The organism is Mameliella sp. CS4, from assembly GCF_019392335.1.
In the GTDB taxonomy this organism is placed as follows: Bacteria; Pseudomonadota; Alphaproteobacteria; order Rhodobacterales; family Rhodobacteraceae; genus Antarctobacter.
Window position 1 is genome coordinate 41,622 of record NZ_JAHXRQ010000001.1, and the last position, 19,129, is coordinate 60,750.

20 protein-coding genes are annotated in these 19,129 nt (G+C 66.2%); 7 read left to right on the forward strand and 13 right to left on the reverse strand.

Annotated elements, in window-relative coordinates:
* Positions 1-73: 73 nt before the first annotated feature.
* Positions 74-1,294 (reverse strand): peptidoglycan-binding domain-containing protein, encoded by a 1,221-nt coding sequence (locus KZZ07_RS00215; protein ID WP_219509872.1) that lies wholly within the window; start codon positions 1,292-1,294, stop codon positions 74-76.
* Between the two features lie 231 nt (positions 1,295-1,525).
* On the opposite strand from KZZ07_RS00215, the gene KZZ07_RS00220 reads away from it, so the two are divergent.
* Positions 1,526-2,740 (forward strand): autotransporter domain-containing protein, encoded by a 1,215-nt coding sequence (locus KZZ07_RS00220; RefSeq protein WP_219509889.1) that lies wholly within the window; start codon positions 1,526-1,528, stop codon positions 2,738-2,740.
* Positions 2,741-2,801: 61 nt separating this feature from the next.
* Positions 2,802-3,416 carry a hypothetical protein gene (locus KZZ07_RS00225; protein ID WP_219509904.1) on the forward strand — a complete coding sequence of 205 codons (615 nt, stop codon included), beginning with the start codon at positions 2,802-2,804 and terminating at the stop codon, positions 3,414-3,416.
* Between the two features lie 97 nt (positions 3,417-3,513).
* Here the strand turns inward: KZZ07_RS00225 and KZZ07_RS00230 are convergent, their stop codons facing one another.
* Both KZZ07_RS00230 and KZZ07_RS00235 read right to left on the reverse strand, forming a co-directional pair.
* Positions 3,514-3,741: a DUF1150 family protein gene (locus KZZ07_RS00230; protein WP_043140876.1), complete on the reverse strand. Its 228-nt coding sequence runs from the start codon at positions 3,739-3,741 to the stop codon at positions 3,514-3,516.
* 5 nt (positions 3,742-3,746) lie between these two features.
* Positions 3,747-4,157 (reverse strand): Hsp20 family protein, encoded by a 411-nt coding sequence (locus KZZ07_RS00235; protein WP_219509913.1) that lies wholly within the window; start codon positions 4,155-4,157, stop codon positions 3,747-3,749.
* Positions 4,158-4,316: 159 nt separating this feature from the next.
* Here KZZ07_RS00235 and KZZ07_RS00240 point away from each other — a divergent pair, with 159 nt between their 5' ends.
* The 3 genes from KZZ07_RS00240 to KZZ07_RS00250 all read left to right on the forward strand — a co-directional run bounded on the left by KZZ07_RS00240 (position 4,317) and on the right by KZZ07_RS00250 (position 6,233).
* On the forward strand, positions 4,317-4,541 hold the full coding sequence (locus tag KZZ07_RS00240) for a YdcH family protein (RefSeq protein WP_219509915.1): 225 nt from the start codon (positions 4,317-4,319) through the stop codon (positions 4,539-4,541).
* A gap of 65 nt (positions 4,542-4,606) precedes the next feature.
* Positions 4,607-5,095 carry a 5-(carboxyamino)imidazole ribonucleotide mutase gene (gene purE, locus KZZ07_RS00245; RefSeq protein WP_219509924.1) on the forward strand — a complete coding sequence of 163 codons (489 nt, stop codon included), beginning with the start codon at positions 4,607-4,609 and terminating at the stop codon, positions 5,093-5,095.
* A 64-nt stretch (positions 5,096-5,159) separates the two neighbouring features.
* Positions 5,160-6,233 carry a 5-(carboxyamino)imidazole ribonucleotide synthase gene (locus KZZ07_RS00250; protein WP_219509926.1) on the forward strand — a complete coding sequence of 358 codons (1,074 nt, stop codon included), beginning with the start codon at positions 5,160-5,162 and terminating at the stop codon, positions 6,231-6,233.
* 113 nt (positions 6,234-6,346) lie between these two features.
* Here KZZ07_RS00250 and KZZ07_RS00255 read toward each other — a convergent pair whose 3' ends face one another.
* On the reverse strand, positions 6,347-7,492 hold the full coding sequence (locus tag KZZ07_RS00255) for an alpha-D-ribose 1-methylphosphonate 5-triphosphate diphosphatase (RefSeq protein WP_219509928.1): 1,146 nt from the start codon (positions 7,490-7,492) through the stop codon (positions 6,347-6,349).
* On the reverse strand, positions 7,482-8,237 hold the full coding sequence (locus KZZ07_RS00260; RefSeq protein WP_219509930.1) for an alpha/beta fold hydrolase: 756 nt from the start codon (positions 8,235-8,237) through the stop codon (positions 7,482-7,484). The genes KZZ07_RS00255 and KZZ07_RS00260 overlap by 11 nt, the downstream gene beginning before the upstream one ends.
* Positions 8,238-8,290: 53 nt before the next feature.
* Between KZZ07_RS00260 and KZZ07_RS00265 the strand changes: the two genes are divergently transcribed.
* On the forward strand, positions 8,291-8,731 hold the full coding sequence (locus tag KZZ07_RS00265; protein ID WP_219509932.1) for an NUDIX domain-containing protein: 441 nt from the start codon (positions 8,291-8,293) through the stop codon (positions 8,729-8,731).
* Positions 8,732-8,740: 9 nt separating this feature from the next.
* On the opposite strand, the gene KZZ07_RS00270 is transcribed toward KZZ07_RS00265, so the two are convergent.
* On the reverse strand, positions 8,741-9,583 hold the full coding sequence (locus KZZ07_RS00270) for a DMT family transporter (RefSeq protein ID WP_219509940.1): 843 nt from the start codon (positions 9,581-9,583) through the stop codon (positions 8,741-8,743).
* Positions 9,584-9,702: 119 nt separating this feature from the next.
* Complete coding sequence (gene smc / locus KZZ07_RS00275; protein ID WP_219509953.1) at positions 9,703-13,158, reverse strand: chromosome segregation protein SMC; 3,456 nt, start codon at positions 13,156-13,158, stop codon at positions 9,703-9,705.
* Positions 13,159-13,837: 679 nt separating this feature from the next.
* Between smc and KZZ07_RS00280 the strand changes: the two genes are divergently transcribed.
* On the forward strand, positions 13,838-15,049 hold the full coding sequence (locus KZZ07_RS00280; protein ID WP_219509956.1) for a TsoY family (seleno)protein: 1,212 nt from the start codon (positions 13,838-13,840) through the stop codon (positions 15,047-15,049).
* A 156-nt stretch (positions 15,050-15,205) separates the two neighbouring features.
* Here KZZ07_RS00280 and KZZ07_RS00285 read toward each other — a convergent pair whose 3' ends face one another.
* The 6 genes from KZZ07_RS00285 to KZZ07_RS00310 form a co-directional block, all read right to left on the reverse strand.
* Positions 15,206-16,015 carry a division plane positioning ATPase MipZ gene (locus KZZ07_RS00285; protein ID WP_219509958.1) on the reverse strand — a complete coding sequence of 270 codons (810 nt, stop codon included), beginning with the start codon at positions 16,013-16,015 and terminating at the stop codon, positions 15,206-15,208.
* Between the two features lie 144 nt (positions 16,016-16,159).
* Positions 16,160-16,720: a F0F1 ATP synthase subunit B gene (locus tag KZZ07_RS00290; RefSeq protein ID WP_219509960.1), complete on the reverse strand. Its 561-nt coding sequence runs from the start codon at positions 16,718-16,720 to the stop codon at positions 16,160-16,162.
* Between the two features lie 4 nt (positions 16,721-16,724).
* A complete protein-coding gene (locus KZZ07_RS00295; RefSeq protein ID WP_219509962.1) occupies positions 16,725-17,276 on the reverse strand; it encodes a F0F1 ATP synthase subunit B' in 552 nt (183 codons plus the stop codon).
* A gap of 85 nt (positions 17,277-17,361) precedes the next feature.
* The gene (locus KZZ07_RS00300) at positions 17,362-17,583 is read right to left on the reverse strand and encodes a F0F1 ATP synthase subunit C (protein WP_043140840.1); all 222 of its coding nucleotides are present in this window, start codon (positions 17,581-17,583) and stop codon (positions 17,362-17,364) included.
* 77 nt (positions 17,584-17,660) lie between these two features.
* On the reverse strand, positions 17,661-18,431 hold the full coding sequence (locus KZZ07_RS00305) for a F0F1 ATP synthase subunit A (RefSeq protein WP_219509964.1): 771 nt from the start codon (positions 18,429-18,431) through the stop codon (positions 17,661-17,663).
* Positions 18,421-18,837 carry an AtpZ/AtpI family protein gene (locus KZZ07_RS00310; RefSeq protein ID WP_219509965.1) on the reverse strand — a complete coding sequence of 139 codons (417 nt, stop codon included), beginning with the start codon at positions 18,835-18,837 and terminating at the stop codon, positions 18,421-18,423. Before KZZ07_RS00310 ends, KZZ07_RS00305 begins: the two co-directional genes overlap by 11 nt.
* Positions 18,838-19,129 lie beyond the last annotated feature (292 nt).

Genomic DNA, 19,129 nt, shown 5'->3' on the forward strand with positions numbered 1-19,129 from the left:
AGAAACTTCTACCCTCTGCACACACCCAACCCGACAAGAATATCAAACCGCCCGCCCCCCGGGCTGTCAAGAATCACCGCCTCAGCTCCGCCTCTGTCAGCGGGCGATGCGCCAGGATGTGATCGCCATTCATGTCCCGATCGGCGAGGAACTCGCGCTGCGCCATCTCGTCGTCACGCAGCGTCGGATACAGCGTTTCAAAGCTCTCGACCGTCATGCCATAGACCTGCTCGAAGGCCGTGTACCAATTGTCGGTCTCCCCCACCGTGCGCCAGTAGCGGAACAGGGTTTCCTCACCGAACCGCTCGACCAGCATGGCCACGGCATAGGCCGAGACATCATAGGCCTCTGCGGTGCGCACTTCTCGCGCGACCCGGATCTGGCGCGGGGTCAGCTCTGCCCCGGCGGCCAGCGCGCGCATCTGGTGCAGTGCGGGCGCAACCCGGCCAAACGTCTCCTCCATAAAGACCTGCTCGATCACCTGCGCGGTGCCCTCGACCATCCAGGCCGGCCCCATGCGCGGGCGCACCGCGTCCGGGTTGTGCACCCATCGGGCCACCTTGTCATAGCTGAACTCGCGCTGCGCATGGTGGACTACCTCATGCGTCATCGTCACCGACAGGACCATACGGTAGAGGTCCGCCAGCCCCGGCTCTTTAAGGGCCAGCGTGGTGCCGCAAAAGGACAGCCCGTCGCGTGAGGCGCTGGCCCCCAGCCCGAACTCGGTGTCGCAATCCCGCTTGCCTCGCGCCCGGACCGCCGCCCAGCTTTGCAGCTTCATCGTCCCGGCCTGGTCGATCAGGCGGTGCCAGGCTTCGACCTCGGTCGCCACGATGATGCTGACCTGGCTGGCCAGTTTCACGCCGTAACGCCGTTCAAGGAATTCCTCGGCTTCCTGGTAGGCTGTCAGGACGTGGTCGGCGATGTCCGGGTGGACCGCAGGACCGATCAGGATTCTCGGCGGATTGACCGAGGGCATGAGTTTTGCCGCCTCCGGGTCTGCCAGGCCGATCTCGCGGCACCAGCCCACCGAGGACCGGTTGTCGAAGGGCGGGAGCGTCTCAAAGACCCTACGCGCCCCGGCATCGCGCGTTTCCAGCCAGTCGCGCAGGGCGCCGCGCGTGCGCGGACCGCTTTGCCCGTCGATCGGTCCGGGATCGAAGCCCAGCGCCGAAAGCTGCCCCTGCACGCAGGTCACATGGGCATCGCCCGCCGCCTCTGCCCGCGGCCCGAACAGGGTCAGGCCCAGCGCCAAAAGCGCTGCGACCCTCCATCTGGCCCCCGATCCGGGCATGGGCACCTCCGATCATCGTGACTGACGTCCGATCAGTGACGCCCGGCGGCGGGCAAGCTGTCAAGGCCGTGGTGGCCGCCCCCGGCGCTCCTGCCGGAGCAAGCGCTTGTCGCTGCGGGATTCTTGGCGGTGACAAAAAAGTGGCGCCCTGGGGGTGTCCCACGTCCAATAAGTGAAGCGCCCGGGGTTCCGTGATAAACTGTTAAGCATTGACCATGCTAGACTGATGCCATGATTCCCTTGCGCCTTATTCCACTGGCCGCGCTCCTGATCGGATCCGGCCCTGCCCTGGCCGCCACGCTGGACTGTTCCTCGGTCCAGGGCGTCGTGCATACCGCCCCCGCCTATGTCACCGTGAACCTGCAAAAGGGCGAAACGCTGACCATCTCGACACCGGACGCGGGCACCCTGGCCATCTCGATCGAGTACGGGGGGCAGGGCGGCACGGATGACAGCATCTGCAACCCCGCCTTCAACAGCAGCTCCTGCGACGGGTTCAGCCACACCGCCGCCCTCACGGGCGACTACGGGGTCGAGGCCTTTGCACAGCCCGGCGACACCTTCACCCTCTCCTGCGGTGGTGGCGGCAGCGGCAAGGCGGCCCAGGGCGGGCGCAAGGCCGCGCAGGGCACCGGCGCCTTCGCCTCGGCAAGCACATCGGTGGGGTTTGTCGGCAGCGCGATCAACAGCACCCTCTCGGGCGGCGCCCCCGCCTCGATCACGCGCAACGGGCTGTTCCTGTCCACCTATGGCGACGAAACGGGCATGACCGGCTGGGCCGCTCTGCAGGGGCGTGTCTTCGACGGCGACATCGACGGCAGCGCGCACGAGCTGACCTTCGGGCTCGACTACGAGGTCGGCGCCTCTACGCGCCTCGGCTTTTTCCTGTCGGCGGGCCGGTCCGACCTGGAGATTTCCGGCGTCCCGGTCGACAGCGACGCGCTCAGCATCGGCCCCTATTTCAAGTCCCGCCTCGGCGACCGCTACAACGTGACCGGATACGCCCTGTTCGCCCGGCCCGATTACGACGTCGGCGGCGTCACCTACCAGGCCGAACGCCGCGCCGCCGGGCTGACCGCCAATGCGGATTACACCTGGGGCAGCGCCGACATCCGGTCCTTCATCGGCGTGTCCGGCTTTGCCGAGGAACATCCCGCCGCCGGTGGACTGGCCGCCCGCACCGTGACCGGGCTGACCGGGTCTCTGGGCACCCGCGCCAGTTTCGACATCGGCACGGCGTTGACGCCCTATGTCAGCCTTGGCGCGGAATACAACCGGTTCGACGACGGGCTGGGCAGCGAAACCAGCCATACCGGCCCCCGTATCGGAACCGGTCTTGCCTATGACGCGGGCAAGGGACGGCTGACGCTCGACCTGGACGGCGGGCGCATCCTGGATGACACACGCGACATGAAACTTCGGATGAACTACAATCTCAATTTCTGAACCCTGCGGCACGACCATCACGCTCACCTCGATCCCGCCGCGCTTTGCCACCCTGGCCGAGGTGCTGCACGGCCTCCTCGCGCAGGGCGCCGCGCGGGTCGTCCTGTGCCTGCCGCGCCGCTATAGCCGCTTTCCCGGCCCGGTCACGCCACCGCCCCTGCCCCGGGGTGTCACCCTGCTCTGGTCCGAAACGGACTATGGCCCGGCGACCAAGCTGCTGCCCACGCTGCGCGCCTTTCCGCAGGACAACTTGGCCTATTGCGATGACGATTGCCTCTACCAGCCCGGCTGGCTCGACGCGCTCTGCGCCGCCGTCAGACCCGCAGAGGCCGTGGCCGCCTCCGGCTGGTCCGTGGACCGGCTGAAACGGCAAGGCGCGGCCCCACCGCACGGCGACATCGCGCAGGGCTTTTCCGGCGTGCTGATCCGGCCCGGCATGATCGATCCCCGCGTCTTCGACATCCCGCCAGAGGCCCGCCCGGTCGATGACATCTGGCTGTCGGGCATGCGCGCGCTCACCGGCACTCCGCTGCGCCTTGCGCCAGGGGCCCGCGCCCACGTCACGCCGCTGGACCGTCCCGCCCCGCTGCAGGACACGACGGACCGCGCCCGGGCCAATGCCGACGCCGCGCAATGCCTTTGGGAAAGATTCGGCCTCTGGCCACCGCGCGGCTGATCCCGCGCCCAAACCGTCCAGAAACGAAAAGCCCGGCGGGTTTCGCCGGGCTTTGCGATACGGGGTCAGGGGCAGGACACCCCCGCCCGTCATTGCGTCAGTGTACCGTCACCGGCGCCAGGTCGTTCTGCCGCGCCAGCACAAAGGCCAGCGAGCGGTCCTTGACCAGCGCCAGACGCTCGCCATCGGCGCGGTGCACGGCATAAAGCGTGTCACGACCGGCCGCCTGCTTGCGCACATCGTCGGGCAGGTCCGCGGTTTTCACCGGACGCACATAGACCGTCCGCCCTTCGACCAGTTTGTCAAAATCGTACTTGGCATGCATGGTACTTACCCCTTCCTGATCCTGATCGTCTGCACGACGGTCTCGGGCCGGCTCATCGTCAGATCGACGTGCAACAGCCCGTTCTCGATCACAGCCTCACCCACCTCGACACCATCCGCCAATACAAATGTGCGTTGGAATTGCCGCGCGGCAATGCCACGATGAAGGAATATGCGATCCGACCCGTCGTCACGCTGCCGGCCCCGGATGACCAGCTGGCGGTCCTCGACGGTGATCGACAGGTCATCCTCGCGGAACCCGGCAACCGCCAGGGTGATGCGATAGGACTGGTCCGAAGTCTGTTCGATGTTGAAGGGCGGATAGCCCTCAGATGTCTTGGCTGTGCGCTCCAACAGGCGCTCCAGCTGCTCGAACCCGAGCATATGGGGATAAGATCCCAGGGTCAGTTTGGTCATCGACACGTCCTTTGCACAAGCGACCGTCACGCCACGGCCCCCGAAGGCAACCGTTGCAAGGGAAATATGGGCACATGGGCTAATCCGCGCAAGGGGCTATGCGCAATGCCATAGAATCGCTATCTTTGTGGTCCGGGTATCACTCAAGGGATTAGGCTCATGAACGCGCCCACGGATATCGCCATGAAGAGCGAGGACGTTTTGCGTGTGGAGTTGGAGGTGTTCCGCCGCGAACACCGCGACCTCGACGAGGCAATTCATGCGCTCCAGGAGACCGGCACAGCCGACCGTCTCACAGTGCAGCGCCTGAAAAAGAAAAAACTGTACCTCAAGGACAAGATCGCCCTGATCGAGGACCGGCTGCTGCCCGATATCATCGCCTGAACGCCGCCCCATTGCACCCCTGTCTCCATCGCCTATAACGACTCCCGCATAACGCGGAGGCAGGCATGGATACTCCCAGGGTCGGCATCATCATGGGCAGCCAGTCGGACTGGCCCACAATGGTCGAGGCGGCGGATATTCTCGATGAGCTCGGGGTAGAGTACGAGGCCCGCATCGTCTCGGCGCATCGCACGCCCGACCGGTTGTGGGACTATGGCAAGACGGCCGTCGACCGTGGCCTGCAAGTCATCATCGCGGGGGCCGGCGGCGCCGCCCACCTGCCCGGCATGATGGCCTCGAAGACGCGGGTGCCGGTGATCGGCGTGCCGGTCCAGACGCGGGCGCTGAACGGCGTCGACAGTCTCTATTCCATCCTGCAGATGCCGCGCGGCTTCCCGGTCGCCACGATGGCCATCGGCGCGGCAGGGGCAAAAAACGCGGGCCTCATGGCCGCCGGAATCCTCGCCTTGCAGGACGCCGACCTCGCCACCCGGCTCGACCGGTGGCGGGCCGATCTCTCCGCCTCCATCGCCGAAGAACCGTCCCGCGACTGACTTTGTACAAAACGTCGGAAACGCCGTACAAAACGTACAAAACGTACAAACTGCAGGTACCCTCATGACCGCCCCTCTCCCCACCGGCAGCACCATCGGCATCCTCGGCGGAGGCCAGCTTGGCCGGATGCTTTCCGTCGCGGCCAGCCGCCTCGGCTTCAAGACCGCGATCTTTGAACCGGGCGGCGACTGCCCCGCCTCGCATGTGGCCAACTATCACCACCAGGCCAGCTACGATGACATCAAGGCATTGGAACATTTCGGAAATTCCGTCGATGTCCTGACCTATGAGTTCGAGAACATCCCGACAGAGGCGCTCGACGCGCTGGATCAGATCCGCCCCATCCGCCCCGGGCGCGAAGCCCTGCGCATCAGCCAGGACCGGCTGACCGAAAAGACCTTCCTGCGCGACATCGGGTTGCAAACCGCCCCCTTCGCCACGGTGGATGACGCCGCCTCTCTCGCCCAAGCCATTGAAACCATTGGAACTCCGTCGATCCTGAAAACCCGCCGCTTCGGCTATGACGGCAAAGGGCAGGCCCGGCTCACCAAACCCGAAGACGCCGACACGGCCCTGGCAGAGCTGCAGGGGGCGCCTGCCGTGCTCGAAGGCTTCGTCGATTTCACCTGCGAAATCTCGGTCATCGCCGCACGGGGCACAGACGGCCGCGTCGCCGCTTTCGATCCCGGCCAGAACGTGCACGAGGGCGGCATCCTGCGCACTACCACCGTACCCGCCGCCCTGCCCAACCGCACCCTCACCGATGCCGTGCTGACAGCGGGCAAGATCCTGAACGCGCTCGATTATATCGGCGTTCTGGGCGTCGAGTTCTTTGTCACCCCCGGCGGGCTCATCGTGAACGAGATCGCCCCGCGCGTGCATAACTCCGGCCACTGGACACAGAACGGCTGCATGGTGGACCAGTTCGAACAACACATCCGCGCGGTCGCGGGCTGGCCCCTGGGCGACGGCAGCCGCCACAGCGACATCCGCATGGAAAACCTCATCGGCGACGACATGGACCGCGTCCCCTCCCTCGCCGCCGACCCGGCCTGCGCCCTGCACCTCTACGGCAAGGCCGAGGTCAAACCGGGCCGCAAGATGGGTCATGCGAACATCCTTGTCCCCAAAGACTGACCCGCTGTTTCTTTGGGCTGAAAATACCTCCGGGAGGAGTTTGAGGAGGGCAGCACCCTCCTCATGGCCTGCGTGGCCTGAACGCATACCACCCTGCGCGCGCAAGTGCACCGCTAAGCGATAAAGCGCCCCGCCACCGGCCCGCTCATCCAGGCCAGACCGCCGCCCGCAATGACCGCCGCGATGCGCCGCGTCTCGCGCTCCATCACCACTACATCCGCGCGCAGCCCCGGTTCCAGACGCCCGCGATCCGCCAGGCCCAGCACCCGCGCCGGTCCGTCCGAAACCAGTGCCCAGGCCGCCGCCTCGTCCAGCAGCCCCAGTTCGACGCAGCGCCAGGCCGCCCGCGCAGGCGCCGGGTAGTGATAGTCCGAGGCCAGAGCGTCGCAATGCCCTGCCCCGATCAGCTCCAGCGCCGAGACATTGCCCGCATGGCTCGCCCCGCGCACCACGTTCGGCGCGCCCAGGACCACCGGCTCACCCGCATCCCGCGCCGCCTGCGCGGCCTCCAGCGTTTCGGGGAACTCGGACACCTCGACGCCCCGCGCGCGCCACAGGGCCCGGCCCGCCGCCGTCCGGTCGTCATGGCTGCCCATCCGGACGCCCTTTGCGGCCAGCCGCGCGCACAACGCATCCAGCACGTCCGGGACCTCCGCACCAGCCTCGTGCAGGCGCGTCATCAATGCCAGGTGTGCCTCCGGGTTGCGGCCCGATTTCAGCGCCTGCCCGGTCAGACGCGGCGGGCGCCGCCCCTCGGCCAACCGCGCATGCGGCAGGTGATCATTGAAGACGACATACCCGATGTCCCAGCGCGCCAACGCCGCCTCGGCCGCCTCGAAACTCTCCGTGAAATGCGTCTCCAGCCGCATCTGCAGCCGCAGGTCCACCGGCACCGTGGGCGCCACGGCACTCACGGCGGCAAAGACCTCCTCGGCGAACTCCGGCCCGCGCATCCCGCCTTCCCAGGACCAGAACTGTGCCAGGACAGCGGTGGTGATCCCGCAGGCGCCCAGTTCGGCAGCGCAGGCCACCATGCCCGCATCGCGTTCCCGCAGCGCCCCCCGACGCGGCGCCATGTGCCGCTCGAACCCGTCGCCATGCACATCGACGATGCCGGGCAGCAGGTCATAGCCGGACAAGTCAACGGCGCGCCCCACCGGCCCCTCGACGATCATCCCGCCGGCCAGCGACAGAGGCCCGTGATCCCAGCCCCCGGGCCGCAACACGCGCGCGCCCTGAAGGTCCAGGTCAATCGGCATTGCAGTCTCCCAACAGACAGTCCAGATCCGCCTCGTCCAGCAGCAGGCGCCAATCCGCGCCCGGCTGAAAATGCCCCTCTTCCAGAAAGCGCACCACCTGAACCATGACCTCGGGCGCTTGCATCATGAAGGTATGGGTGACCGGCAGAACGATGTGATCGGTCATGCCTTCGACGCGGGTCGACGCGATCGAAACCTTGCCGTCGTCCACCCCGGGGATCACCGAGCTGGTCAGGGCGTTCAATGTCTTCGACCCGGCGATCACCCCCAGTGGGAAATCCACCGGCGGCAGCCGCGCAGGCAGATCCTGTGGCCCGGTGCCCAGTTGCTGGCCCGCCGGGCCGTTCATCCACTCGAAGACCTCCCAGCCGCCAGCCAGGTCCACGATCTCGCTGCCGCCATTGGGCGGGCCCATCATCACCACGCGGCCCAGCCGGGGCGGGCGATGATCCCGCAGCCAGTGCCGGAGCAGGATACCGCCCATAGAATGGGTGACGAAATGCACCGTTTGCGGTCCGCACCGGGTCACCGCCTCTGGAAGGGTCTCTTCGGCCAGGTGCTCGACCCGGTAGCGGGTCGAATCGTAGCCCGGAATGATCACGCGGTGCCCACGCGATTCCAGCACGGCGCCCAACAGCGCCATCGAATATTCGGTGCGCGCCAGCCCGTGCAACAGGATGACACAATCCCCGGCCCGCGCAGGCAGCGGGGCAAGCAGGACAAGACACAGGAGAAACCATTTCATGCTGCTGGCATAGCGCCGCGCCAACCCATAGAAAAGCCATGAAAGGAGTGCCCATGCCCGCCCCTCGCATTGCCTGCCGCGCCGTAATCCTGCAGGACAACCGCCTGCTGCTGGTCAACGCCTGGCCCGGCAACACCTCTGACCTGTGGTGCGCCCCCGGTGGCGGGGTCGAGCCGCATTCCAGCCTGCCCGAGAACCTCGCCCGCGAGGTGCTGGAAGAAACCGGCCTTCGCGTGGAGGTCGGAGCCCCCTGTCTTGTGAACGAGTTCGACGACCCCGCGCGGGGCTTTCACCAGGTCGAGGTGTTCTTTCGCGCCCGTATCACATCCGGCACGCTTTCGGACGACTGGAAGGACCCGGAGGGTGTGGTGCACATGCGGCGCTTCTTTGCGCGCGACGAACTGGCCAGCCTGCGCCTGAAACCGTCAAGCCTGCCCGATGTCGCCTGGGGTGAGGGGCTTGGCTATGACCCGCTGGAACCGATCCTGTACTGACCTGCCCGGTTACTTCCTCAAGACCGACAGGGCCACGCCGCCCAGCACAACCGCCGCCGCAATCCCGAAGTCCAGCGACAACGCCTCTCCCAGGAAGATCATGCCGCCTGCCATCGCGATCACCGGCACGCTCAGCTGGGCCACCGCCGCGACGCTGCCCTTGATCTGCGGCAGAACGTGATACCACAGCGCATAGCCCAACCCCGAGGTCACAGCGCCCGAAACCATTGCCAACAGGATGCCCGGCACTTCCGGTGAGACCGCCTCGGGGCTGACAGGCAGGGCCAACCCCAGCAGGAACCCAAGCGGCGCCGCCAGCAGGAAATTCGCCCCGGTCGCCAGCAGAGGGTCTTCGGCCCGCCGTCCGGCCAGCGAATAGATCCCCCAGCCCAGCCCGGCCAGGACCATTGCCGCGCCGTGTGGCAGGCTGAGTGCGACGCCGCCCCCCGGCCAGAGCAGCCAGGCCAGCCCGCCAAAGGCCAGAGCGGCCCCGGCCCATCGCAGGGCCGGGGGACGCTCTCCGCCGATCAGGCTGCCGCCGAACATCGTTACCTGAACCGTCCCGAACAGGATCAGCGCCCCCAGACCCGCGTCCAGCGCCACATAAGCCACCGAAAAACCGTAGATATAGAGCAGCAGCCCCAGCACCCCGGCCATCCTGCCCGCGCCCCCCAGCGCAATCCGTCCGCGCAGCAACACCCCCAGCAGGACCAGCGTGACCGCACCGGACCAAAGCCTGATGGTGCCGAAGCTTACCGCGTCGATCTCGCCCCCGGCCAAGGCCGCACGGTTCAGGACAGAATTCGCGGCAAAAGCCACCATCGTCAGGGCAATTAGAAGAAACAGGCGCATGGGATACCGTCGTTGGGGACCGGAGCCAGAGAGCAGCCCACCCTACATGGCGCAATTGGCGCGGCGCGGAAACCCTTTGACATGAACGTGACGGCGCCGTGACGGGACCCTGTTGGGGGTCAGGCCACCAGGCTCTCGGCGCGCTTGAGGTCGACCGAGACAAGCTGGCTGACCCCCTGTTCCTGCATGGTCACGCCGAACAGCCGGTCCATCCGCGCCATCGTCACCGCGTGGTGGGTGATGATCAGGAACCGCGTGTCCGTCCGGCGGCACATCTCGTCCAGCATGTCGCAGAACCGGGTCACGTTGGCGTCGTCCAGCGGCGCATCCACCTCGTCCAGCACGCAGATCGGCGAGGGGTTGGCCATGAAGACCGCAAAGATCAGCGCAAGACAGGTCAGGGTCTGTTCGCCCCCGGACATCAGCGACAGGGTCGACAGCTTTTTGCCCGGCGGCTGGCACATGATTTCCAGACCGGCCTCTAGCGGGTCGTCGCTTTCGACCATCATCAGACTGGCCTCACCACCGCCAAAGAGATGGGTGAACAGCATCGAGAAATTGCTGTTCACCTGCTCGAAGGCGGTCAGCAGGCGTTCACGCCCCTCACGGTTCAGGCTGGCAATGCCGGACCGCAGCGTCTTGACCGCCTCTTCGAGGTCGGATTTCTCCGCCACCAAGGTGTCATGCTCTTCCTGCACCTCCTTGGCGTCTTCCTCGGCCCGCAGGTTGACCGCGCCCAGCGCGTCGCGCTGGCGTTTCAGGCGCGAGACCTCGGCCTCGATCTTGTCCGAGGCAGGCATCTGCTCCGGGTCCACGTCCAGCTGTTCCAGCAGCGCCGCCGGGGTTGTCTCCAACTCGTCCGAAATCCGCTCTGCCGCGGCTTCGACGGTTTCGCGGGCGGCTTCGGCGCGGGCTTCGGCACGGGCGCGCGCCTCGCGGGCCTCACCAGCCTGGCGTTCGGCGTCGCGTTCGGCGGTGATCGCCTCGCGCAGGGCGCTCTCTGCAGACGCAAGCGCATCGCTGGCCGCCGCCTTGCGGGCCTCAGCCGTCTCCATCGCGCCGGTCAGTTCGTCGCGCTGCGCCTCCAGTTCGCCGGGCACGTCCTCGGCCTGCGCCAGTTCGGCTTCGCTTTCTGCCTTGCGCTCGGCCAGTTCGGTGGCACGTTTCTCGGCTGTCTCCAGACGGTGACGCCAGCCGGACAGGTCCTTTGTCACCTGCTGTGCGCGCCCCTTTCGGGCCTCGCCGTCGCGGCGCAACTCGTCATGGGCAGAACGGCGGGCCATCATGGTCATCCGCGCGGCCTCGACCGTCATCTTGATGTCCTCGGCCTGGGCGCGCGCCTCTTCGAGGTCGTCCAGCCCCTCCAGGGTGCGCTCCGCCTCTTTCAGCTGGCCGCGTGCCGCGCCGGCCTCGTCCTCGTAGCGCTTGACCGACAGAGCGGCGCTTTCCACCTTGCCCTCTGCCATGTCGCGTTCGGCCTCGGCCCGGCTTTGTGCGCGGGCGGCCTCTGTCACGGCCTGGTCCGCCGCGCGCCGCGCCGCGCGCGCCGCCTTGTCCGCCTCGGTCAGCGCGCTCAACTGCGCCACCAGCGCCTCATGCGCGGCCTGCGTCCCTTCGAGCTGCGCCGAAGCGCGGGCCATTTCCTGTTTCAACCCTTCCAGCCGGTTCAGCTGTTCCAGCCGCAGCGCCGCCGCCGAAGGTTGATCCTCGGCCCAGGCGCGATAGCCGTCCCAGCGCCAGAGATCGCCCTCCAGCGTCACCAGTCGCTGACCGGGTTTCAGCAAGGCCTGCAGGCGCGGGCCGTCCTCGGGGTCCACCAGGCCGATCTGGCTCAGGCGCCGTTCCAGCACATCGGGAACAGAGACATGGCCCGCCAGCGGCGAGGCCCCCTCGGGCAGGGGCTGGGTGGTGTCATAGGCCGCCAGCACGACCCAGCCGGTCGGCCCGTCGCCCTCGACCTCGGGCGCGCGCAGGTCGTCCGACAGTGCAGCACCCAGCGCCTTTTCATAGCCCTGTTCCACCTGCAGCCGGTCCAGGATCTGGCCGCCCTCGGCGGTGTCACGGTCCAGCAGACGCGCCAGGGCCGTCACCTCGGCCCGCAGGGCGTTCATCTGGCCCTCGGCCTCGGACCGCTCGCCACGCGCCTCGGCCTCTCGGGCCTGCGTGTCCGCGCGGGCGGCCTCTGCCTCGGTCAGGGTAACCTCGGCCTGTTCCGCGGCCTCCTGCGCCTCGGAAAGGCGGGCCTGCGCGGCCTCTGCGGCCTCGCGCGACTGCGCCTGCGCCTCCTTGGCGGTGTCGACCGTGGCACGCGCCCGGGCGGCCTCGCTCTCGTTCCGCTCGACCGTCTTGCGGCAATCGGCAAGGTAGCGCTGCGCCGATTGGTGGCGCGCGGACAGACGGGCGACATCCTCTGTCTGCTGTTCCAGCTCCGCCTCGCGGGCCTGCAACACGCCCGAAGCTTCGCGCGCGGCCTCATGTGCCTCGGCCAGCCGTTCTTCGTGCCCTTCCGAGGCCTTGGCAAGCTCCCGGGCCTCCCATTCCAGCCGCTCGATGGTCTCTCCGGCGTCGCGATTCAGCCCCGCCTCACGGTCCATGTCGCGGACCAGCTGGGCGATCCGGTTCTTCAGGGTCTCGATCCGGGCCAGGGCCTGCTTTTCCTGGTCGGACAGCGTATCGCGCTGGACGATCAACCGTTGCAAGACGGCCGCTGCAATCGCCTCTTCCTCGCGCAGGGGCGGCAGGGTCTCTTCGCGCTCGGCGCGGGTCTTTTCGGCGGCGCGGGCCGAGGTTTCCGCCTGGGCGGCCCGTGTCACGGTCTCGCGCAAGGCGGCCTCTGCCGTGGCGCGCGCATCGTCCGCCTCGCGCCAGCGGCGATACAGCAACATGCCCTCGGCCTGACGCAGCTCTGTCCCGATGGCACGATAGCGCGCCGCCTGGCGGGCCTGTTTGGCCAGTGCCGACAATTGCCCCGCCAGCTGTTCAACCACGTCGTCGACGCGCAGCAGGTTCGATTCGGTGTTCTTCAGCTTCAGCTCGGCCTCATGCCGGCGCTGGTACAACCCGCCGATCCCGGCGGCATCCTCCAGCACCTTGCGGCGATTCTTGGGCTTGGCATTGATCAACTCGCTGATCTGCCCCTGCCGGACCAGTGCCGGGGAATGCGCGCCAGTGGCGGCGTCGGCAAAGAGCATCTGCACGTCACGCGCCCGCGTATCCTTGGAGTTCACCTTGTAGGCGCTGCCGACGTCACGGGTGATGCGGCGCACGATTTCCAGATGATCGTGTTCGTTGAACCCCGCCGGAGCCAGACGGTCGGCGTTGTCGATATGCAGGCTGACCTCGGCGAAATTGCGGGCCGGGCGCGAAGACGCCCCGGCAAAGATCACATCCTCCATCCCGCCGCCACGCATCGCCTTGGCCCGGGTTTCGCCCATGACCCAGCGCAGCGCTTCCAGCAGGTTGGACTTGCCACATCCGTTCGGCCCGACCACACCGGTCAGCCCGTCGTTGATGATCAGGTCCGTCGGATCGACGAAGCTTTTGAAGCCTGTGAGTCTGAGTCTGGAAAAGCGCAATGGGCCGGGTCCGATTCCGAGATTGGCCCTCAGCCTGCGCTTTCGGGGCGCCGTGAGTCAAGAATAGGACGCCCCATATGGCGGCATAGCGCCACTTCTCCACAAGATATTGCGGCTTAGCGCCGACCAGCTCCGCAATCCAAGGCCAAACCGTGCCGGGCCGCGCGCGGGGCGGGCTCATCTATTGCGCAATGGATTGTACGGGGCCGACGGGGCATTTTCGGAGCCCGGTCACCGTTGCAGGACAGGCCGATCCACATCATGGCCGGATCGCCCTCGACCCATTCCGCGCGACAGCCGGTTTCAATCTGCGCCGCTATACCGGCCTTGCGCGCCACGTCTTCGAACCGCGGCAACCATTCAGGCGAGGTGCGGGTGGCCTCGACCAGCGGGCCCCGAAACCGAAGGGTGAAACGTGATCCCTCAACCTCGCGCACCCGTTTCTCTGCGCCATAAAAGCCCGGCCCCGCCGATGCGCATCCGACGAGGCCGAGCAGAAGGAGAACACAAGGAAAACCGCGCATGGCCAATTCTGGCCCAAATCTGGTTACGAATTGGTTAAGCCTGTCATGTGTGGCACGCATGGCAGATCATCGAGGTTTTTCTTTACATTCGGATTTCAGAATGTATATTACATTCCATCTAATGAATGTTTCCCTGCCTGTCACAGGAGGCCCTCATGGCCAACGCAGCACATAGACCCGCAGACAGCTATTCCCCGATCTACTTCCTCGCCTCGCTGGGCGCCGGCGGCATCGCTGTCAGTTTCTTCATGTTCCTCATGTTCTGGGTGCCCCATCCCGGCCATCCCGTTCCGGTGTTCGAGGACATCATGGCCGCCTGGGCCAGCGGTGGCCCCTACGTGCAGGCCGCGATCGTGATCGCAATGGCCGGGATCGCCGGTTTTGCCTTTCTCAACATCAAGTCGCTGATCTGGAACCTGATGTCCTACAGCGCCTTCAAAAAGACCCCGGCCTATGAGGAACTGCGCAACTCCAATGCCGAATCCACCTTGCTGGCGATGCCTCTGGCGCTGGCCATGTCGGTGAACGTCGGCTTCATCATCGGGCTTGTCTTCGTGCCCCAGCTCTGGAGCGTGGTGGAATACCTCTTTCCGATGGCAATGGTGGCCTTCGGCCTGATCGCCGTGCTGGCCTTTCGCCTGATCGGGGATTTCCTGGGCCGCGTGCTGGCCAAGGGCGGGCTGTTCGACGTGACCGCGCATAACTCCTTCGCGCAGCTCACCCCGGCCTTTGCCCTGTCCATGATCGCGGTCGGTTTTGCCGCCCCCGCCGCCATGAGCACAAGTGCCACGACCGTCGGTGTCGCCCTGGTGATCTCGACCATCCTGGGGACCATCGCGGTGCTTTACGCCGGTTTTGCCAGCATCACGGCCTTCGGCTCGATGTTGCAGCATGGCACCGCCCGCGAAGCCGGTCCGACCCTGATGATCATCGTTCCGATCGTCACCGTGCTGGGCATAATGTTCCTCCGCCAGGCACATGGGCTGCACACCAGCTTTGACGCGCATGGCAACGCCGGTGAAACGATGGTCTTCCTGGCCCGCCTGCTGGGTATCCAGCTGGCCTTCCTCGGCCTCGGAGCGGTGGTGCTCAAGGCGCAGGGCTACTTCAACGACTTCGTGATGGGGTCCAAGACCTCGCCCGGATCCTATGCCCTGGTCTGCCCCTTCGTGGCGCTTGCGGTGATGATCCACTTCTTTGCCAACAAGGGGTTGGTCGCGGCGGGTGTCGTGGACAAGTTCGACCTCGCCTACTGGGGGGTCACCGGATTGGCCATCGCGTCGCAAGTCGTCGCTATCGCCCTGGTGCTGCGCCTGAACCGCCAGCACTTCGCCAAGGCAGCCCCCGCAGCGGTTCCGGCCGAGTAACGACTCCTCCAAATCCTTGGCCGGATCCTGGGCCGGACCTTCGGGTCCGGTCCTTTTTCTTGCCGCCAAGGCGGCGCCGGGGGCTCTGCCCCCGGACCCCCGAAGTATTTTCAGCCCAAAGAAACATGGGAAGCGCCGAGGCCACGCGCGGCGCGACTAGAAATTGACGGTGACCCCCGGCAGCTTCAGCGACTTGATGAGGTCGCGGACCTCTTGCCTTGCGGCGATGTTCGACAGGCTCATGCTGCGCACGCCGATATCGCGCAGATCGAGCAGGGTCAGGCCGCGCGGGAACAGCTCCCGGAACACGACCCGCTCTGAAAAGCCGGGCGCCACGCGAAAGCCGATCCGTTTTGACAGGGTGGCGACCGCCTTTTCCATCTTGGCCTTGTTGATCATCTGCTGGGCGCCGATCCGGTTGCGCAGCACGATCCAGTCCATCGGCTGCAGCCCGGCCTGCGCGCGCAGCTGCCGCGACGACCAGACCATCTCGGCATAGACCGACGGCCCGGCGATGGTCTCGCCGTCGCCTTCGATCCGGGCGAGCAGGTCAAAATCGACGAAACTGTCGTTCAGGGGGGTCACCAGCGTATCGGCCAGCGAATGCGCGACCTGCGCCAGGCGTGTATAGGCCCCGGGGCAGTCGATGAGGATGAAATCCGACTTGGCCTCCAGCTCGGCCACGGCGCGGCTGAGACGGTTGTCGGCGGCCTGTTCGCCCGCCGCGAGGGCGGCCGGATCGGCCTCTGGCAGCGCCATGTAGCCCGGCACCGGCAGGTCGCGCTCTTCCTTTTTCAGCCAGGCGCGGCGATTGGCCAGGTAGCGCCCAAGGCTCTGCTGGCGCAGGTCAAGGTCCAGTGTCCAGACCCGGTGCTCCATGCGCGCAAGTGCCGTCGCGACATGCATCGCGATGGTCGACTTGCCCGCGCCCCCCTTTTCGTTCCCCACAACGATGATATGTGCCACGCCTCAACCTCTGTCCTGGTTCGGCCGCGATGTCTCTCGCGATCCGGTCTTGCCGCCTGTTCCGGCGATTGGACCCTCTTGGGGTCTGCAACGCGCAAGGCCCGGCACTCTGGCCGGGCCTCGTCACTGTCCCTCGGGACGCGGTCAGTGGAGCTTGGCGCTCACGTCTGCGATCGCGTCGTCGATCAGCTTGCCCGCGCTGTCGGCGGTCATCTGCTCGGCCACCACGTTGCGCGCTGCGGCGACGGCCACGGCGGCGGCACGGTCGCGCACTTCCTTGACCGCTGCGGCCTCGGCCGAGGCGATCTGGCCTTCGGCAGCCTGCAGACGGCGGGCGATCGAAGCCTGGATGTCGGCCTTGGCCTGCTCGGCGGCCAGTTCGGCCTCCTGCTTGGCGTGGGCGACGATACGGTCGGCCTGACCCTGCACTTCGCGTTGCTTGCGCTCGTAGCTGGCCAGCAGCGACTGGGCTTCTTCACGCAGCTTGCGTGCCTCGTCCAGTTCGTCCTGGATGCCCTCGGCCCGCTTGTCCAGCAGGCCCATCAGCAGGCCCGGCACCTTGAAATAGATCAGGACCAGGATGAAGACGATGAAGCCAAGCAGCACCACGAAGTCGGTGTTGCCCAGCGAAAAGAACGGGCCGCTTGCGGCGGCAGCCGGTGTCGCGGCCAGCGCTGCGATCACGGGAAGGAAGAGTTTCTTCATGACCTTACCCTTTCAGCTGCGCATCGACCGCGGATGCGATCTTGGCGTCGTCGGCGGATGCCCCCAGGGCGGCCACGATGGCGCCTGCGGTGTCCTTGGCAACGACTTCGACATTGGCCATTGCGCTGTCGCGGATCTCGGCGATGGCCTTCTCCGACTCGGCAGCCTTGGCCGCGATTTCCGCGTCGGCCTTTTCCAGCGCGACGTCTAGGTCGGCCTTGATGTCGTCACGCGCCTTTTGCGCGATGGTCTGGGCCTCGGCCCGTGCATCGGCGAGCGCCTTGTCATAAGCGGCTTCGGCGTCCTGGGCCTTGCGCTTGAGATCTTCGGCGGCGGCGATGTCGTTGGTGATCGTCCCCTGGCGTTCCGCCAGAACGGCCGCGATGCGCGGCAGGGCGATGCGGGCCAGAACAAAGTAGATCACGACCAGCGTGATCACCAGCCAGAAGACCTGGTTGCCGATCCAGTCGCCGCAAAGCTGCGGCATCCCGACGGCAGAGCCGTGCGAGTCAACGCAGGTGCTGACGGCTTCGGCCCCGTGAGTTTCGGTCGCCATGTTGTCCTCCGTCGGAACTTGTCTCTACATCGGGCGGTCAGGCACGCCTGACCGCCCGCGCGTAAGGATCGTTAAGTTCCGTGGATCAGACGGCGAACATCAGCAGCAGGGAGACCAGGAACGAGAAGATGCCCAGTGCTTCCGCGAATGCGATGCCGATGAAGAGGGTGGCGGTCTGCGAAGCAGCAGCCGAGGGGTTGCGCAGGGCGCCTGCCAGGAAGTTGCCGGCAACGTTGCCCACACCGATGGCGGCTGCGCCCGAACCGATTGCTGCGAGACCGGCGCCGATGAAGTTGAGACCTTCCATTGTGTATCTCCTTACGATTGGAAGTTTCTGTATCGTGGTGTTCTTTGCGTAGGGCGGGGTTCACCCCGCCGCTGGCATTAGTGATGCGGGTGCAATGCGTCCTTGAGGTAGACGCAGGTCAGGATCGTGAAGACATAGGCCTGGATGAAGGCCACCAGGACCTCCAGCCCGTACATCGCGGTGATCGCCAGGACCGAGATCGGCGAGATGGCGGCGATGGCGGCGAACCCGGCAAAAACCTTGATCACGGCGTGGCCCGCCATGACGTTGCCCGCAAGACGAATGGAGTGGCTGACCGGACGCACGAAGTACGAGATCAGTTCGATCAGGGCCAGGACCGGGCGCAGCGCCAGCGGCGCGCTGGAGACCCAGAAAAGACCCAGGAAGCTTGCGCCGTTCTTGACGAAACCCAGGATCGTCACGGTCAGGAAGACCGCCAGCGCCAGCACCACAGTGACGGCGAAATGCGAGGTCGTGGTAAAGCTCATCGGAAGCAGACCAAGGAAGTTGGCAAAGACGATGAACATGAACAGGGTCATGATGTAGGGGAAATACTTCAGCCCGTCCTTGCCGGTCACGTCCTCCACCATCTTGTAGACGAAACCGTAGGCCAGTTCGGCCACCGACTGCGACCGCGACGGCACGATGGCGCGCTTCGAGGTGCCGAGAACCATCATCAGGACAACGGCGACAATGGCCAGGAACAGCCAGAGCGTCACGTTGGTGATGGTGAACATGCCCACTTCACCGTGGCCGAACAGCGGCTTGACGATGAACTGGTCCATCGGGTGGAACACCAGGCCGCCGCTCTCTGCTACGGGTTCTGCGCCGTGCGTCTCAGTCGCCATCTCTTTTCCCCTCATCCGCTCCGGTCAACCGGGCGCTGTCGTTCGTGCCCCCGTCGGGGCGGTCCGCCTTGGCCCGTTCGGGGCCTGTTCCGGACTGTGGTCCGGAACCCTGTTTCGCCTGGACCTCTTTCGCCGTCCGCAGCATCACGTTGATGCCCGCGGCGATGCCCAGCAATGCAAACACCACCATCAGCAACGGCTTGGTGCCCAAGAGAACGTCGAGTCCGTATCCGATCCCGAACCCGATCCCCAGACCGGCCACCATTTCCGTCACCATCCGCCAAGCGATATTGGCCTGTGAGTAGTGTTCTTCCTGATGGGCCTTCTCCACTTTGCGTCCCGCCTTGTAGGCGTTCAGCTTGGCGTCCAGGTCGTCCAGCTTTCGCTTGGGGTCAGGGTCGCTCACGGTGCAGATGGCTCCGGTCAGGGTTGGCATGGTGCTAAGCCGGGGGGCGCATCGAGTCAACACGCATGGCAGGCCGAAAATTTGCAACTCAAGATGCTGTAATTAAACGCTTATTTCGGCCACGCCAAAGCATCGGTCATTCCGCCGCAGCCCGTTTGGGCGCCAACCATGCTGCAAATGCACATTCAACTTTTCGGTTGAGTTTTCCCCGGGACCCGCCCAAACCAGCCTAAACCGCTCAGGATCGCCCCATGTTCCCCCGCCCCGCCCATTGCCGCCGACAGCCGCCCGC

Coding starts and splice junctions, on each gene's coding strand:
- KZZ07_RS00215 (WP_219509872.1), bottom strand. CDS start 1,294: ATGCCCGGATCGGGGGCCAGATGGAGGGTCGCAGCGCTTTTGGCGCTG.
- KZZ07_RS00220 (WP_219509889.1), top strand. CDS start 1,526: ATGATTCCCTTGCGCCTTATTCCACTGGCCGCGCTCCTGATCGGATCC.
- KZZ07_RS00230 (WP_043140876.1), bottom strand. CDS start 3,741: ATGCATGCCAAGTACGATTTTGACAAACTGGTCGAAGGGCGGACGGTC.
- KZZ07_RS00235 (WP_219509913.1), bottom strand. CDS start 4,157: ATGACCAAACTGACCCTGGGATCTTATCCCCATATGCTCGGGTTCGAG.
- KZZ07_RS00240 (WP_219509915.1), top strand. CDS start 4,317: ATGAACGCGCCCACGGATATCGCCATGAAGAGCGAGGACGTTTTGCGT.
- purE (WP_219509924.1), top strand. CDS start 4,607: ATGGATACTCCCAGGGTCGGCATCATCATGGGCAGCCAGTCGGACTGG.
- KZZ07_RS00250 (WP_219509926.1), top strand. CDS start 5,160: ATGACCGCCCCTCTCCCCACCGGCAGCACCATCGGCATCCTCGGCGGA.
- KZZ07_RS00255 (WP_219509928.1), bottom strand. CDS start 7,492: ATGCCGATTGACCTGGACCTTCAGGGCGCGCGCGTGTTGCGGCCCGGG.
- KZZ07_RS00260 (WP_219509930.1), bottom strand. CDS start 8,237: ATGAAATGGTTTCTCCTGTGTCTTGTCCTGCTTGCCCCGCTGCCTGCG.
- KZZ07_RS00265 (WP_219509932.1), top strand. CDS start 8,291: ATGCCCGCCCCTCGCATTGCCTGCCGCGCCGTAATCCTGCAGGACAAC.
- KZZ07_RS00270 (WP_219509940.1), bottom strand. CDS start 9,583: ATGCGCCTGTTTCTTCTAATTGCCCTGACGATGGTGGCTTTTGCCGCG.
- KZZ07_RS00280 (WP_219509956.1), top strand. CDS start 13,838: ATGGCCAACGCAGCACATAGACCCGCAGACAGCTATTCCCCGATCTAC.
- KZZ07_RS00290 (WP_219509960.1), bottom strand. CDS start 16,720: ATGAAGAAACTCTTCCTTCCCGTGATCGCAGCGCTGGCCGCGACACCG.
- KZZ07_RS00295 (WP_219509962.1), bottom strand. CDS start 17,276: ATGGCGACCGAAACTCACGGGGCCGAAGCCGTCAGCACCTGCGTTGAC.
- KZZ07_RS00300 (WP_043140840.1), bottom strand. CDS start 17,583: ATGGAAGGTCTCAACTTCATCGGCGCCGGTCTCGCAGCAATCGGTTCG.
- KZZ07_RS00305 (WP_219509964.1), bottom strand. CDS start 18,431: ATGGCGACTGAGACGCACGGCGCAGAACCCGTAGCAGAGAGCGGCGGC.